The sequence below is a fragment of the Alicyclobacillus dauci genome (assembly GCF_026651605.1).
Classification (GTDB): Bacteria; Bacillota; Bacilli; order Alicyclobacillales; family Alicyclobacillaceae; genus Alicyclobacillus; species Alicyclobacillus dauci.
In genome coordinates this window covers 1,344,011-1,358,287 of the sequence record NZ_CP104064.1, presented here as the reverse complement: position 1 = coordinate 1,358,287, position 14,277 = coordinate 1,344,011, and the positions used below count along the sequence as shown (strand labels likewise).

At 49.4% G+C, this 14,277-nt stretch carries 16 protein-coding genes; 2 read left to right on the top strand and 14 right to left on the bottom strand.

The window, feature by feature from the left end:
* Positions 1-33: 33 nt before the first annotated feature.
* From NZD86_RS06655 to NZD86_RS06635, 5 genes are all read right to left on the bottom strand, one after another.
* Positions 34-924: a carbohydrate ABC transporter permease gene (locus tag NZD86_RS06655; RefSeq protein ID WP_268045722.1), complete on the bottom strand. Its 891-nt coding sequence runs from the start codon at positions 922-924 to the stop codon at positions 34-36.
* Complete coding sequence (locus tag NZD86_RS06650; protein ID WP_268046812.1) at positions 921-1,817, bottom strand: carbohydrate ABC transporter permease; 897 nt, start codon at positions 1,815-1,817, stop codon at positions 921-923. The genes NZD86_RS06655 and NZD86_RS06650 overlap by 4 nt, the downstream gene beginning before the upstream one ends.
* Before the next feature lie 104 nt (positions 1,818-1,921).
* Entirely contained in the window at positions 1,922-3,208 is a 1,287-nt protein-coding gene (locus NZD86_RS06645) for an ABC transporter substrate-binding protein (RefSeq protein WP_268046811.1), read from the bottom strand.
* 108 nt (positions 3,209-3,316) lie between these two features.
* Positions 3,317-4,486, bottom strand: a complete 1,170-nt coding sequence (locus tag NZD86_RS06640; RefSeq protein ID WP_268045721.1) for an ROK family transcriptional regulator — start codon at positions 4,484-4,486, stop codon at positions 3,317-3,319.
* Positions 4,487-4,650: 164 nt separating this feature from the next.
* Complete coding sequence (locus tag NZD86_RS06635) at positions 4,651-5,103, bottom strand: Rrf2 family transcriptional regulator (RefSeq protein WP_268045720.1); 453 nt, start codon at positions 5,101-5,103, stop codon at positions 4,651-4,653.
* 157 nt (positions 5,104-5,260) lie between these two features.
* On the opposite strand from NZD86_RS06635, the gene hmpA reads away from it, so the two are divergent.
* Together hmpA and NZD86_RS06625 are read left to right on the top strand one after the other, a co-directional pair.
* Complete coding sequence (hmpA, locus tag NZD86_RS06630; protein ID WP_268045719.1) at positions 5,261-6,478, top strand: NO-inducible flavohemoprotein; 1,218 nt, start codon at positions 5,261-5,263, stop codon at positions 6,476-6,478.
* 153 nt (positions 6,479-6,631) lie between these two features.
* Positions 6,632-7,243: a pentapeptide repeat-containing protein gene (locus NZD86_RS06625; protein WP_268045718.1), complete on the top strand. Its 612-nt coding sequence runs from the start codon at positions 6,632-6,634 to the stop codon at positions 7,241-7,243.
* 71 nt (positions 7,244-7,314) lie between these two features.
* Here NZD86_RS06625 and NZD86_RS06620 read toward each other — a convergent pair whose 3' ends face one another.
* The 9 genes from NZD86_RS06620 to NZD86_RS06580 form a co-directional block, all read right to left on the bottom strand.
* Positions 7,315-7,746, bottom strand: a complete 432-nt coding sequence (locus NZD86_RS06620) for a glycosyl hydrolase family 18 protein (protein WP_268045717.1) — start codon at positions 7,744-7,746, stop codon at positions 7,315-7,317.
* Complete coding sequence (locus NZD86_RS06615; RefSeq protein WP_268045716.1) at positions 7,743-9,293, bottom strand: recombinase family protein; 1,551 nt, start codon at positions 9,291-9,293, stop codon at positions 7,743-7,745. The genes NZD86_RS06620 and NZD86_RS06615 overlap by 4 nt, the downstream gene beginning before the upstream one ends.
* 10 nt (positions 9,294-9,303) lie before the next feature.
* Complete coding sequence (locus NZD86_RS06610) at positions 9,304-9,462, bottom strand: hypothetical protein (protein WP_268045715.1); 159 nt, start codon at positions 9,460-9,462, stop codon at positions 9,304-9,306.
* A 403-nt stretch (positions 9,463-9,865) separates the two neighbouring features.
* The gene (locus NZD86_RS06605) at positions 9,866-10,390 is read right to left on the bottom strand and encodes a YfiT family bacillithiol transferase (RefSeq protein WP_268045713.1); all 525 of its coding nucleotides are present in this window, start codon (positions 10,388-10,390) and stop codon (positions 9,866-9,868) included.
* A gap of 163 nt (positions 10,391-10,553) precedes the next feature.
* Positions 10,554-12,095, bottom strand: a complete 1,542-nt coding sequence (locus NZD86_RS06600; RefSeq protein ID WP_268045712.1) for a recombinase family protein — start codon at positions 12,093-12,095, stop codon at positions 10,554-10,556.
* Positions 12,092-12,268, bottom strand: a complete 177-nt coding sequence (locus NZD86_RS06595; RefSeq protein ID WP_268045711.1) for a hypothetical protein — start codon at positions 12,266-12,268, stop codon at positions 12,092-12,094. Before NZD86_RS06595 ends, NZD86_RS06600 begins: the two co-directional genes overlap by 4 nt.
* Positions 12,269-12,350: 82 nt before the next feature.
* Positions 12,351-12,911, bottom strand: a complete 561-nt coding sequence (locus NZD86_RS06590; protein WP_268045710.1) for a manganese efflux pump MntP — start codon at positions 12,909-12,911, stop codon at positions 12,351-12,353.
* Positions 12,912-12,932: 21 nt separating this feature from the next.
* The gene (locus NZD86_RS06585) at positions 12,933-13,889 is read right to left on the bottom strand and encodes a cation diffusion facilitator family transporter (protein ID WP_268045709.1); all 957 of its coding nucleotides are present in this window, start codon (positions 13,887-13,889) and stop codon (positions 12,933-12,935) included.
* The gene (locus tag NZD86_RS06580; RefSeq protein ID WP_268045708.1) at positions 13,876-14,265 is read right to left on the bottom strand and encodes an ArsR/SmtB family transcription factor; all 390 of its coding nucleotides are present in this window, start codon (positions 14,263-14,265) and stop codon (positions 13,876-13,878) included. Before NZD86_RS06580 ends, NZD86_RS06585 begins: the two co-directional genes overlap by 14 nt.
* Between the last annotated feature and the right edge of the window lie 12 nt (positions 14,266-14,277).

The following is a 14,277-nucleotide window of genomic DNA, read 5'->3' as shown; positions in this document are numbered from 1 at the left end:
ACGAATGCGAATCGCCATCACCCGAACCTTTTGTTAGCCTTTGGTTCCCGTCATCGTGATACCTTCAATGAAGTAGCGCTGTGCCGCAAAGAAAATAATGAGCATCGGTAACGCGACAACAACCGTCGCTGCCATAATGAGGTTCCATTCTGTGTGGAACGTCCCCTGAAACTGTGACAATCCGAGTTGAAGTGTGTACTTGCTCGGGTCGTTTAAGTAAATCAATGGTGCCAAGAAGTCGTTCCAAGCACCTTGGAATGAGAAAATTGCCACGGCCATCAAGGCCGGTTTAATGAGCGGCAGTATGACCGTAAAGAAAATTCGCAAACTGCCTGCACCATCGATCTTTGCCGCCTCTTCAAGTTCTGTCGGGATGGTCATGAAAAACTGACGCAGCAAGAAGACGTAGAATGCGGACCCGAAAAAGGCAGGAACAGTAAGCGGTAAAAATGTATTCAGCCACCCCAAGTCATGAAACAAGATGAACTGGGGAACCAGTAAGACTTGGTTGGGAATCATCATGGTCGCGAGCATGACCATGAACAAAATGCGTCGACCCGGAAAACGAAACCGTGCAAAGCCATATGCGACAAACGCACAGGACAGGACATTTCCCACTACGTTCGCCGCTGCAATCAGAATGGAGTTGAGCGCATATCGACCAAACGGAAGAGTCGTCAAGGCTTTTGCAAAGTTTCCCCACTCCCAGTGCTTGGGCAGCCAAACCGGAGGAAAGACAAAAATCTCATCACTCGACTTCAGTGCACTCAAAATCAACCAGGCAAATGGTACCAGAAAACAGAGTGATGTCGCGATGAGCAACAGGTAAGTGATCAAGCGATTGAAGCGAGATCGGGCACTGTTGTTACCTTGTGCTCTGCGAGTGCGAGTCGTCGTTTTGACAATTTCAGATTGCGATGTCACTCTTTTTCACCCCCGTAGTAAACCCATAAAGACGAACTTTTGAAGACGAGCAAAGTCAAAACGAGGACGATGAAAAAGAGAACCCACGCTAAGGCACACGCATAGCCCATGTTCAAGTTCGAAAAACCTTGGATGTAGATGTTTAGCGCGTAAAACAGTCCGGAATTACTGATACCAGCACCCTGTCCACCATATCCAGCGCCCATGACGAACGCCTGCGTAAAGTAGCTAAACGCTCCGATAATCCCCATAACGAGATTAAAGAATAGCACCGGCGAAATCATTGGCAGAGTAACATGCCAGAACTTCTTCCAAGTGGATGCACCATCGATTACAGCTGCCTCATACAGACTTAGCGGAACATCCTGAAGTCCTGCTAAAAACGTGATCATCCAAGTCCCGACACCCCAGATACTCATCACAATGAACGATGGAACTGTCCATTGAGGGGTTACCAACCATTGCGGCTGAGGGAGGTGCAGGAAACCAAGAAAGCGGTTCAAAATCCCGTATTGGGGATTCAATATCCAGTTCCAAAGAATTGCCACAGCGACCGGTGGTAAAACAGCGGGAAGATAGTAGATTGTTCTGAACCACCGCAGAAACCTCACCTTTTGGTTGAGCATCATGGCAAGGAAGAGTGCCACAATTAGGTCAAGGGGAACAGAAAAGATAGCATAGTAGAAGGTGACATACAGAGATTGCCAAAAATTGTGATCGTGAAATATATGGACGTAGTTTTCAAATCCGACTAGTTTCGGAGAACTCAACAAATTGTATTGCGTGAATCCCAAATAAAGTGAAGCGATCAACGGCCCTAGTGTTAAAACCACGAAGCCAATTAACCAAGGACTAATGAATGCATAACCGAGGAGCGCTTCCTTTTGTTTCATTTTCAAGGCCTGTCACCTCCGGACCCCCAATCAGTCGCCCGATTGGGGATCGTTCTCAGACGTCAACTCATAATGCTCGTTTCAACCCCGTGTTGAAGAAACACTTATTTCAAAAGAGCGTTTAGGTCCGTTTGTGTCTTCTGGGCAATTTGCTGAGGTGTTTCGTGGTTCAACAAAAGCGGTTCATAAACGTCATTCGCCAAAACGTTCCAGTAGTTTTGCATAGCGGTTGGATCCGACAGACTGCGGTACATACGTGCAAACTTCATGGAGTCCAAGATCGGTTGAATCCGATCCGTTGGGGTGTGTCCCCCCGGTGCATCCGAAACGGAAATCTGACCCAAGTTCTGCGCATATTGCTTGACCGGAGGTACGACCTTCCAATGGTCAATACCATCTAACAGCGCCATATAGGCCTTAAAGACCGTATCCTTGTCCACACTGGTATGTGCGTTGATGGCCATGTCATAGACACCGAGATCCGTGACCTCTTGTGTACCCTTCGGAACCATTGCTACTTTTGCAGTGAATCCCTGTGCGGCATAGTTTCCGTCGGCAGCGCCGCCCATGAACATAGCGACTTTACCTTGCCGGAACAAGTCTTCGATATCCACGTTTGCCAACTCTGCCTGGGTCGGTACTAATTTGTCATTGATGAGCGTATGCATTAACGTAAGAGCCTGGATGGTCTGCGGCGAATTAAACGTGCTCTGGGTCATATCCTGGTTCCACAGATGTCCACCGAACGACCAAACAAAGTCGTACACCGGAGGCCAACCATTTGCCAACAAGAATCCATACGTCCCTGTTTTCTGTTTAATTACCTCGCAGTCTTTTAAGAAATCATCCCAAGTCCAACCGGCTTTGGGTTCAGCAAGTCCAGCTTGTTGAAACAGCTTCGGGTTGTAATACATTACGGTTGGTTGTCCAATCCAAGGCATTGCATAATAAGAGTCCTTGTACTTATCATTCGTCAGGGTGGCCGGATAGTAGCTACTGACATCCGCGACAGGATTTTGGCTCTTGTACTTGTTCAAGTACGAATCGAGGTTTAAAAGGGCACCGTCACTTGCGTACATAGGTGCTTGACCATCCGTGAGATAGAAGATATCCGGCGCACTTCCTGCGGCCAGTTCGGTCTTTAACTTTTGATCATAATTGGACGGTACGTTCAGTTCTTTAATTTGAAACTCATCTTTATGTTGGTCATTCACTTTCTGGATGATCTGTTTCAGTTGTGCATCTTCTTCAGCCCCGCCCCACGTACCGAATGTGATGGTAACTGGACCTTTGGAACTCGATCCGTTACCGGAACTACCGTTATCCGTCCCACAAGCGGTTACAGACAGAAGAGCCAATCCAGACACACCAGCCAATAGCCATTTTGACATCGCTTTCACTTGAAATCCCCCTAATCTTTGATTAAATGACATAAGGTACATAGAGAAATCTTTGATGTAGACGTGACACGCTCGTGCCGCGCCGACGCCCACCTCCTCTCAGAGCGTTTGATAGAACGTACTTTGAAAGACAAATGTGGCGGCACCAATGGCTCCAGATAGACCGCCTAGTTTTGCCCTGACAATCTGAATTCTTTGTGCGAAATCAGGCAAAATTCTTTCCCGTGCTTTCTCGCAGGCCTGTTCAAAATAGAGATCGCTTTCATCAACCACTTCACCGCCCAAAATAACAAGGGGAGGGTTCAACGCATTGCATAAGTTAGCGACCGCGATGCCCAGATACTGTCCTGCTTTCGCTAAATGTTCCCGCATGAATGGATAGCGTCCAAACCCTTGTTGAAGCAATTGCTCCAAACGAACCGGCGTACCTAATTCCCGACGTGCTTCCCGTTCAATGACGATCCCGGATGCAACCGCTTCCAAACAACCATTACAACCACAATTGCAAGGAGGTCCGTTCGCATCAATCATCATGTGTCCAATTTCACCGGCGCCGTTGAGGAAGCCCCGATAGATATGGTTGTCTATAATAATCCCGCCGCCAATGCCAACATCGACCATTATGTATACCAAATCGCTTACATCTTTGCCCGCGCCGTATCTCAACTCTCCAAGCGCAGCCGCGTTGGCGTCTTTCTCGAGATAACATGGAATCTGAAATTCCTGCACCAACAGATCACGAAACGGGACATTGCGCCAACCAGGCATGTTGGGCGGTGATATGATAATGCCCGCTTGGTTGTCGATGGGACCAGGTGCAGAAACACCAATCCCACGAATCTTCGAGAACAGTGTATCGGTCTCTGACATGACCTGGTTGACCAGTGTTCGTATGGACTGAACGGCTTTATAAGGCCCATCCTCAACTTGATATGGTATGGCCTCTGAATAAACCAGCGCTCCCTCAAAGTTCGTCAGTGCACAGACAATTTTCTCGACCTGAAGATCAATCCCAATAAAAGCGAACGCGTTAGGATTTAAGCTGTACAAAACAGGCTTTCGTCCGCCGTGTGACTCCGCATACCCCAACTCGACAATCAGATCGTCTGCCTGCATTTCTGACACTAAGTTGGAAACGGTGGCAAAAGTCAGTTCCGCATAAGAAGCGATTTCCGCCTTTGTTAAAGGTGCTTTCTCTAACAGGAGTTGCAACACAGCCGTTTTGTTCATCTGTTTCATGCCCACAGCATTTCCGCCCGTAAAGGCCATTTGAATTCACCACCTAGCGCGCTGCCCCTACTGGACCACATTGCCAACGCTTTATTATTTCTATTATCATTACACTTTTTATAAATATTTTAATAATGATCGAAGTATACTGTTACCGTTTTCATTTTGTCAAGACATGTCGAATATCAACAAGCCTCAAAAATTCACTCTACCTCGGGTGAAGTCGTTAGAAGTAAATCTTGCAGAGAGGACCGATTGACGATCAAGTCAGCGAGTGTGTAGCCATCCAGTACGGAGAAAAATGCATCGAGTGCTTCGGCCAGGACCCGTTTCAGACGACAAGCTGGGTTGATGACACAAAATCCGTTTGTTTCATCGAAGCATTCTACAACATCCCAGTTCTCCTCCGTTTGGCGCACAACCCAACCAATGTTTATTTCTTCGGGATTTTTTGCCAGACGAAATCCTCCGTTACGGCCCCGCACTGTGTGAACCAGCCCCATCTGTCCGAGTCGGTGGACCGTCTTCATTAAATGGTTGTTGGAAATGTGGTAAATCTTCGATATCTCCTGGATGTTCGATAACCGATCCTCTGGTTGAACGGCAACATAGAGTAGAACCCGCAACGAGTAGTCCGTAAACCGTGTTAAGTTCAACTGTATCTCACTCCCGCCAGCAAGCGCGTATGCGCCATTTTAATTTGACAAACAACTGCCACAAAAGATGCATTTAAAATATATCTTTAATGATTCGAACACCCTATAATGACCTCGAAAACGTTTGGCAAGGCCACAACGAGGAGGTCCTCACACCATGTTAAGTCAAGAGACAAAAGACATCATTAAGTCAACTGTTCCAGTTCTTGAAATTCATGGAACAGCCATCACGACGAGATTTTACGAACTTCTCTTCGCGAGCCACCCGGAACTTCTGAACATTTTTAACCAGACAAATCAAAAGCAGGGTCGACAGCAAACAGCACTCGCAAATGCCGTGTATGCCGCGGCTGCCCATATTGATCATCTAGAAGATATTCTACCAACGGTTAAACAAATTGGACACAAGCATCGTGGCTTAGGCATTCAACCAGAGCACTACCCCATCGTTGGCGAAACACTGCTCAAAGCCATTAGAGATGTCTTGGGAGAAGCGGCAACGGATGAGATTATTGATGCTTGGGCGCAAGCATACGGCGTGATTTCCGACGCGTTCATCAGTGTCGAGCACGAAATGTACGAACATGCCACGCAGCAACCTGGGGGCTGGAGTGGATTCCGTCCATTCGTCGTATCGAAGAAAGTACAAGAAAGTGAGGTCATTACGTCCTTCTACTTAACGCCACAGGACGGCGGCGATATCGCAACCTACGAGCCAGGGCAATATCTGACGCTTGTCGTAGACATTCCTGGACAGTCATACACACACCGTCGTCAGTATAGCTTGTCCGATGCGCCAGGAAAACCGTACTACAGAATTTCTGTGAAGCGCGAAGATGCTCGCGGGAATCTCCCAGCCGGAGTGGTTTCCAACCACTTGCACGAAACGATTCAAGAAGGTGATATCCTCCAGGTGAGTGCACCTTCCGGTGACTTCGTATTAGACATGAATACAAAATCACCCATCGTGTTCCTCAGTGGCGGCGTTGGCATGACACCGCTTATGAGTATGGCCAACACATTGATGGAGCGACGTCCGGCCCATTCAGTGACTTATGTTCATGCTGCACTCAACGGGCGCGTGCACGCGTTCAAGTCAGACCTGACGGAAATGGCTAAGCGGCACCCGGCCTTTCGGCACTATGTTGTCTACGAACGCCCCAGTAATGAAGACAGGTCACACGCCCATTTCGCCAAAGATGGCTTTATCGATCTCGACTGGCTCCAAACCATCTCAACACAGGATGCTGAATTCTACTTCTGTGGACCGACGCCGTTTATGAAGGCTATTTATAAGGCATTGAAACAATGGGGTGTGGAAGACACCCATATTCACTACGAATTTTTCGGTCCGCAAGGAAGTCTTGCAGACTAACTCAAATTAACCGGTTCCGGGACGTGAGGGTATTCCCCTAACTCACGTCCCGCTTTCGTTTCGGAATGTACAAGCTCATGACTTTAGCGGTTATACTTCTCAGTACCTGCGATGCTGTATGATGATGACAGGCGTACTTGAGGAGGGCGGCCGATGCCCTACGTAACAGGGGAAGTATTCACTAACGAGTCATTTGTCAATAAAGACTTCGTGGAGTGGACGTTTGATAAGTGTCGTTTCGTGGACTGTACGTTTCGATTTGCTAAATTAAATGAGATCGAGACGATTCGTTGCCATTTCTCTGGCTGTGATTTTGGCAATGCGCTCTTGAACGCGTCCCAGCACCAAGCTTCGGCGTTTCTCAACTGCGATTTCCACGCAGCAAACCTATTCACCTCGCGATTTGTTGAGTGCAAGATGACGGGGTCGAGTTTTGAAAAGGCGAACCTGACGGGATTCGTGATTGACAAAGGGGACTGGTCTTATACCAATTTCCGATTTCAACACCTGCAGAAAATTGATCTTCGGCACGCAAATCTCACATACGCTGACTTTTCCGGCTGTCATCTCGAAGATGCAGACTTGCGGTATGCCGATTTGACGATGACGGTGTTCACGCAAGCGCATTTGAAACGAGCAAACATTCGAAAATCCAATACAACTGGACTGAACTTTCAAGATTTCGATGTAAATGGAGTCAAAGTTGACATGTTTCAAGCCGTTCAAATCGCACAGGCCTACGGAGCGAAAGTGGACGAGGAGTGACGAGGCGCGAGACGAAAGTTCCCGCGCCCCAGGTGCACCTGATATCTTGACAAGAATTCCTCATGCGATATCTAATACTTTCGGATATTATATTCGTCCTGCAACAAGTTCCACACCTGCGGAAACTCGTTTCCGAGAACCCACATTGACACGCCACGCAGTCCGTACTCGTCTACCAGCGATAATTTAATTGCGGCACTCAGTGCATCATCAAACCACACTATATGTCGGACCGAGCCTACCATGTACTCGAACCACGGGGACGCGGATTCGCGGTCCCAATGGATGGGCGACTGTTCCGTGATGGCGAGATTCTGTGCGTCGTTGTTTGAGATGCCGCTGGCACGAGTCCTGCCTTTGACATACGGTAATGGCCAGTCGTATCCATACAAAGACATGCCCATGAGAATTTTTTCCGGTGCGATCACTGACGTTGCGTAATCAAGGACTGCTCGAACTTGGTTTACCGGGGCAATGGCCATTGGAGGTCCGATAGCCGTCATTCGACAACACTGCTATGGCGGTCAGCAAAACGGTATGTCACGCTAAGCTCGATCACGCCAGGGCGCACGGTGAGGACGTCGACGTGATCGACAAGGAGTTCAAGTAGTTCTCTCGCCCGCCTTCGATGTGTCTTCGTATCTCCCAAATGCATATCCACGTACCCGCGAACGCGGCGCTCGAACTCGCTTTCCTTTGGCTGTGGCGACTTCAACGTGCTGAGTTTCTTCCTCACCCCGTATAAGAACTCCAATCGTTGCTTGATAAACCGATTGACTTGTGCGAATTGTTCCTCCGACAGGTGCCCCTCAGCAAATTTGGCAAACATGAGACGCGTTCGTTTGTGTTGCTGAGTGATCTCCCGATCCACCTCGCGCAAATATACCCGTCCGTCCCGCTTCCGTGGCTCCACCACGTCATCAAAGCACAACACTTTCGAAACATCATTTCTTACCTGGCATAAAATCGCCTCTTCGACGGCGTCAGCTCGCAGGAACTTCTGTTTACAAAATGTTCTACCTTTATCCATTTGACCGACACAACGGTAATACGGCGTGCCATGGCCATTGTACTTGACAGCCATACTACTACCGCACGTACAGCGAAGGATTCCTCTGGTCAACAAATGGATATTACCAGTCCGTCCTGGTGCTGTCTCCCGAGATCGAACAATTTCTTGAACCCGCTCAAACAGTTCCCGAGAGACGATAGGTGGATGTGCCCCTTCGCACACGACTACGTGGCTCTCGTGTTCAACGCGCTTCGTGATCTTCCGCCTTGCGAATCCATGTGACTCATCTGGTACGGCAAATTGACGAGTTCGCCTTCCATAAACTACGTCCCCGACATAAGCGGGATTTTGGAGCAGCCTGGCAACCTGTCGTGCACTCCATGGGTTCCCGTGCTTGGTATAAATGCTGCGCTCATTGAGCGACTCAGCGATCCGCCGACATCCCATCCCGCCGACATATAGATTGAAGACCTCTTCAATCACCGGCGAAAACGCCTCATCGATCTCCAAGTGCTTCGTCTCGTGGTTGAGCACGTACCCATCCGGTACCCGCCCGTTCCATTTCCCGGATTTGGCTTTTTCCATGGCTCCCATCCGAACACGAATTGCTGTCTTCTCTGACTCCGCCTGTGCCAATGCACTGTGGATTGTGAAGACAAATTCTGCACTGTCCCGCTGACTATCGTAATTTTCCTCCATCGATATCACACGAACACCGCATGCCGTCAGTGTCCGAAGCATGATGAGTGCATCAACCGTATCCCTCGCAAATCGCGAGATCCCTTTGAACAGTACGACTTGAAAGGCTCTCTCCCGAGCCGCACGAATCAGCCTCTGAACCTGTGGCCGCTTGACCAAACTCGTTCCCGTAATCCCTTCGTCAACAAATATCAGTTCTTCGGGCGTCTCCCAGATTTCATTTGTGTCAATCGTTTTCCGCTGTGCAAACGCCTTCGCAAAAGAGATCTGGTGCCCAATGGACTCACCGCGAACTTGTGATTCATCTGATACGCGCGCGTAAATTGCACAGGTCACCATATTAGAGACCTCATCTGTCGTCCACAGCCGGATACCAACATTCAGCCTCATCCAATTTGTCTTCCGGTTTCACCGACGGATGCCACTGCTCTCGAACAACAATTTCAGCGATCCGCCTCGTTATCTCCCCCGGAGCAAGTTCCCCACACGTCACGCGTATTACATTCACTTGTATACGCACCCTGGATCACCTCACCACGATGCGTATGCAATAACGGTCTGTCTCCTTGCCATTCGAATTTTTAAGTTTCTTTCAAGATTTATTGGTTAGACTGATAATATCAACAGAAGTGACACCCTGCGTGACACGCTAGAAAGGTGGAACAAGTATGACAGCTGCAATTCTCACGTTGGCTGGAATGACGACAGGTCTTGTCGTCCTAAATCGATATCTGAAGCCGCGGACAAGGAAGCTAGAACAAGAGATCCAATCAATGAAACCGTAACATTCACGTGACATCGGCGGATCGTTTGTATCAATCCGAACCGTAAAATAAACAGCCCCGGATATACGCAGCCATATGCGTAAACCGGGGCTTTGGCTTAAGGTAAAGCCAGTTCAGTTCGCGTGACTACCAGCCCATTCTCTCTCGAAACGACGTGATATGGGCAATGTGGTGACGACCATGCCAAGCATATAGTTGGAGCGTCCGTGCCAGTGGCGCCTGCCCGGTTTCTGGGTGAACAAAGGTACGGTTGAAGTCAGTCAGTTCCATCGACTGCAGCAATGCTGCCCAGCGCGCATGCAAAGCATCCAACAGCGTCAGGGACGTTTCCGCTGGTACCTTGTCATAGTCACTTAGGAGGACCCAGAGGTTTTCCTGAAAGGGCTTGATAACCGGATTGGTCTCCGTAAGCGCAAGCTTAAATCGAATATAGGCGTTCATGTGTGCATCGGCTAAATGGTGGACGACTTCCCGTAAGCGCCAGCCATCGGGACGATAGGGCAAGTTCATCTGGTCTGTCGTCAATCCTTTGACAGCCTCGCGCAATTCTTCCGGTGCATCGGCAATTTGTCGAATCCATGACCCGATATCTTCGCTCGTCACTTGAGTCTTTTCTTCGAATCGTCCAATTGGGTATCTCAGCGTATCCACGACGGACCTCCTCCAGTATCGCCATCAAATAGTTATTTTTTGTCCTAGTATTTTGAATCATTGATGTAGAATACCCGCCTAGGCGCACCAATGTCAATACGTTTGATGTGGTCGAATGTAGACCATAGGAGGTCCTGTGGCCCGCAATTTACTGCACGGTTCGTCAAATTAACTTGGCAAAGCGATAAATGAGACGTACCTCTTTACGACTATCGACACTTCGTTCCACTTGCACAGCTTCTAGAAAGAGGGCGAGAATTTCACGTGTCTGTCTCGGATTCCTCGTTGTCACCTGAAACAAATCCGCAATCGCTTTGCGAACAAATGGTTCGACTTCCTTTGGCTCCGCTGTGACAGCGATTTGCGTCAGGAGTTTGTCGCGCGTGCTCTGCAAGCTCATTACGCGTCTTCGAACGATCTCGCTCATCTGCTCGTACTGGTCAAATAGAAGCAGCCCGTCAGTAAACTGCTCAAACAAAGCCTGTGACCTACCCAGTTGCCGTTTGATGTTCAGTTCGATCTCGCTCAATTCTCGCTTTAAGTCTCCCACTTGATGACCGGGCATGACGAGGTCCTGAAATGGCAGTGCCAGGAGAAGGTCCGCACGAACTTGATAGAGTACAGCCCGTTCCAAGTCAAGTGCACGAATGTACCCGCTGTTGCACGTTGCGCGGCCGGCGTCTCCCTGACGTAAACACCTATAGTAGGCTGTTCCTGCACGGTTATACGTGATAGTCATACTGCTGCCACATGTGCACTTTAGCAGCCCTTTGGTGAACAAATGTGTATTTTCCGTAGGTCCCGAGGTGGAACGCCGCCTATCCATGATGGCCTGGACTTTGTCGAAGACCGCTCTCGATACGATTCCTGGATGGGCGTTTCGACACACCGTCAGCCGTTCCGGGTCATTCGTTCGAACAGTTACTTTTCTTCGTGCTAACGGATCCGATTCGGATGGCAAGGCCTGTCGCTTTTCACGTCGCCCAAAAACAACATCACCTGCATACACTGGGTTTCTTAAGAGACGTGAGAGATTGCGCTGTGTCCAAAGGTTCCCCCGTTTCGTGTAGCGTCCTTCACGGTTTAAAACATCAGCGATTGTACGGCAACCCATGCCGTTCAAATACATGGAAAAGATGTCTCGAATGATGGAGGCCGTACTGCGATCGATTTCGAGGTGCTTCGTGACTTTGTTCAAAACGTATCCGTCAGGTACCTGACCATTCCACTTCCCGGACTTCGCCTTCTGTGCGGCACCCACCCGTACACGAATCGCTGTTTTTTCAGACTCGGCCTGAGCGAGGGCGCTGTGAATCGTGAAGATAAACTCGGCGTGATCGCGCAAACTGTCGAAGTTCTCTTCCATTGAGATGACGCGTACACCACAAGCGAGAAGTGTCCGGAGCATAAGTAGTGCATCCACCGTATCTCGGGCAAACCGCGAAATTCCTTTAAACAAAACCACTTGAAACAGATTGCTGCGCGCGTCGCGTAACAACTGTTGAACGGCTGTCCGTTTGAGCATACTCGTACCCGTGATTCCTCTGTCCACGTAAATAAACTGTTCCGGTGTAAGCCACTCCATCCCATCATCAAGACCTCTTCGTCGCACGTGTTCTCTGCAGTATCCAATTTGATGTTCGATGGAATCACCAACCAGCTGGGATTCGTCGGATACACGGGCGTAAATTGCGCAAACAGTCACGAGTTCCCACCCGTCTCGCACGCTTTCTGGAAGTCAGTCGGATCATAGGAAGTGCTCATTTGCTGTATTGGGGAATTGTTGAGGACCAGTCGTTCAATCATCTCTTGCGCCAATTCTCTTACGGAGTCCGCACCGTATTCCACACCCGTCACGATGACTTGCGATCGACGCATGATCATCCCCTCCTTGAGGAATGCATATGCAGAGGGTGTTTGTCCATTTGCCCCAGCTTGTTTCCGGGCGGCCAAGAGCGAGTTATTGAAGTACCAGATGAAGAACGGCTTCGGCAAGGATCCAAATCCCCAGCACGCCCAGCACACAACCTGCCACTTTCTCGGCCCACTCACCGAACAGCGGTTTCAGTCTAGCGCCGAATGTAATACCAATCATCGTGAAAAGAAAAGCCTGAAGGGCGATCAAAATGATAGTCACCAACACGGGCACGCCAACCAGGGCAACAGAGAAGCCCACGGCCAATTCGTCCAAGCTGACTGTTAGTGCCGTCAATATCAGGGTCCAGCCGATGAGGTCACGTTCGAATTTCGTGTTGTCGTCGTCATCGTGATCGAAGAAGGTCAGCCAAATTGCCAGCAGAATCAGCAAAACGCCACCAACGAAGGACGCATAAGAACCAACTAGATGACCAGCGCTTCTTCCGACTACCAGGCCAATGAGAGGCATGAACGCCTCGACGAACGCAAATGTCGTCGCTACACGCCACTTCCCCTTGGTTTTCACAAAGCCAAGTGAAATGGGCACCATCAACGTGTCGATCCCGAGCGACATCACGAGGGCAATCATTTTTAATGTGGTCACAGTCTCAACCCTAAGCAATCGTTAGTGATGGTGATGATGCGATTTTTCCGGAGAAGCACAGAGCAAGTCATCAACGTGTTGATGGTTTTGGTCCTCCATCTGAACGGTGACGTGTCCAATGTTCAAATGGGCCAGCTTGTGCTCAATTTCCTTCAAAATGACCTGGCTCTCTTGGATTGTCACGGCTCCGTCGAGCGCGACGTGACAAGACAGGGCGTTCTTTCCGCTTGTGATGCTCCACACATGTAAGTCGTGAACATTGTGAACGCCACGGACGACTCGAATCGCGTCCACGACCTTCTCCAAATCGACGTCTTTCGGTGTTCCCTCCATCAGGATGACCACCGTTTGTTTGACGATTCGCCAAGCGCCTAGGGCGATGAGAACTGCAATTAAGACACTTAAAATTGGGTCCACGACATACCAGTGGGCAACGGCGATGATGATGCCTCCTATGATGACACCGGCAGACGCTGCAGCGTCACCGAGCATATGAAGCACGGCGCTCTTGACGTTCATATCTTGCTCGTGTCGCATCCCTAAGCCTAAATACAGGTTGATTCCCAGACCAACGGCTGCACTGATAAACATCCAAGTCGGTGTGACATGTTCGGGGCGTTGAAAGCGATGATACGCTTCCCACAAAATCCAGAGCGTGATGAGAATGAGCGTAATTCCGTTAATAAACGCAGCTAAGATGCCTGCTCGGTAATATCCGAAGGTCATGTCTTTGCTCGATGGCTTCTCGGACTGCTTCATGGCATACCAGGAAAGACCGATCGCTGCGATGTCCGTGAGCACGTGTCCAGCATCCGACAACAAGGCTAAACTATGCGATAACCACCCACCGGCAATTTCAACGACGAGAATGAGGAGCGTTAGAAAAAAGGCCAAACGCATCTTGCCTGCTGGGGCATGTGAGTGGAACACGTCGCTATGGTCGTGATCGTGTACGTGGCCGTGACTATGCGTGCTCATGGGACTTCTCCTCCTTGGATATCTGTACATGAGACGCATGGTCGACTGCCATTTGAAGCAAGCCCATGGTGTGTGCGTCGTCGTGCCGGTAATATACTGTGTTGCCGTCTCGGCGGTTTCTCACCAGTCGCAAATTCCGCAGATACCGCAGTTGGTGAGAGATGGCCGACTGTGTCATGCCTAATATTTGAGCGAGATCGCACACACATAACTCACGTTTTGACAAGTTATAGAGAATGCGAAGACGTGTCGGATCGGAAAGTGCTTTAAACGTTTCAGCAAGATTCTCGACGACTGGCGTTTCAAGCTGATCGACGCAATCTTTTACTGCTTCGAAGTGTACCACGTTGGAACAATGCTGCTGTAGCTGCGCCATTGTCACATCTCC

Excerpts from the sequence above, each read along its gene's own strand:
- NZD86_RS06615 (WP_268045716.1), bottom strand. The coding sequence starts at position 9,293 with ATGGTGACCTGTGCAATTTACGCGCGCGTATCAGATGAATCACAAGTT.
- NZD86_RS06620 (WP_268045717.1), bottom strand. The coding sequence starts at position 7,746 with ATGACGGCTATCGGACCTCCAATGGCCATTGCCCCGGTAAACCAAGTT.
- hmpA (WP_268045719.1), top strand. The coding sequence starts at position 5,261 with ATGTTAAGTCAAGAGACAAAAGACATCATTAAGTCAACTGTTCCAGTT.
- NZD86_RS06650 (WP_268046812.1), bottom strand. The coding sequence starts at position 1,817 with ATGAAACAAAAGGAAGCGCTCCTCGGTTATGCATTCATTAGTCCTTGG.
- NZD86_RS06625 (WP_268045718.1), top strand. The coding sequence starts at position 6,632 with ATGCCCTACGTAACAGGGGAAGTATTCACTAACGAGTCATTTGTCAAT.
- NZD86_RS06595 (WP_268045711.1), bottom strand. The coding sequence starts at position 12,268 with ATGCGTCGATCGCAAGTCATCGTGACGGGTGTGGAATACGGTGCGGAC.
- NZD86_RS06580 (WP_268045708.1), bottom strand. The coding sequence starts at position 14,265 with ATGGCGCAGCTACAGCAGCATTGTTCCAACGTGGTACACTTCGAAGCA.
- NZD86_RS06585 (WP_268045709.1), bottom strand. The coding sequence starts at position 13,889 with ATGAGCACGCATAGTCACGGCCACGTACACGATCACGACCATAGCGAC.
- NZD86_RS06645 (WP_268046811.1), bottom strand. The coding sequence starts at position 3,208 with ATGTCAAAATGGCTATTGGCTGGTGTGTCTGGATTGGCTCTTCTGTCT.
- NZD86_RS06640 (WP_268045721.1), bottom strand. The coding sequence starts at position 4,486 with ATGGCCTTTACGGGCGGAAATGCTGTGGGCATGAAACAGATGAACAAA.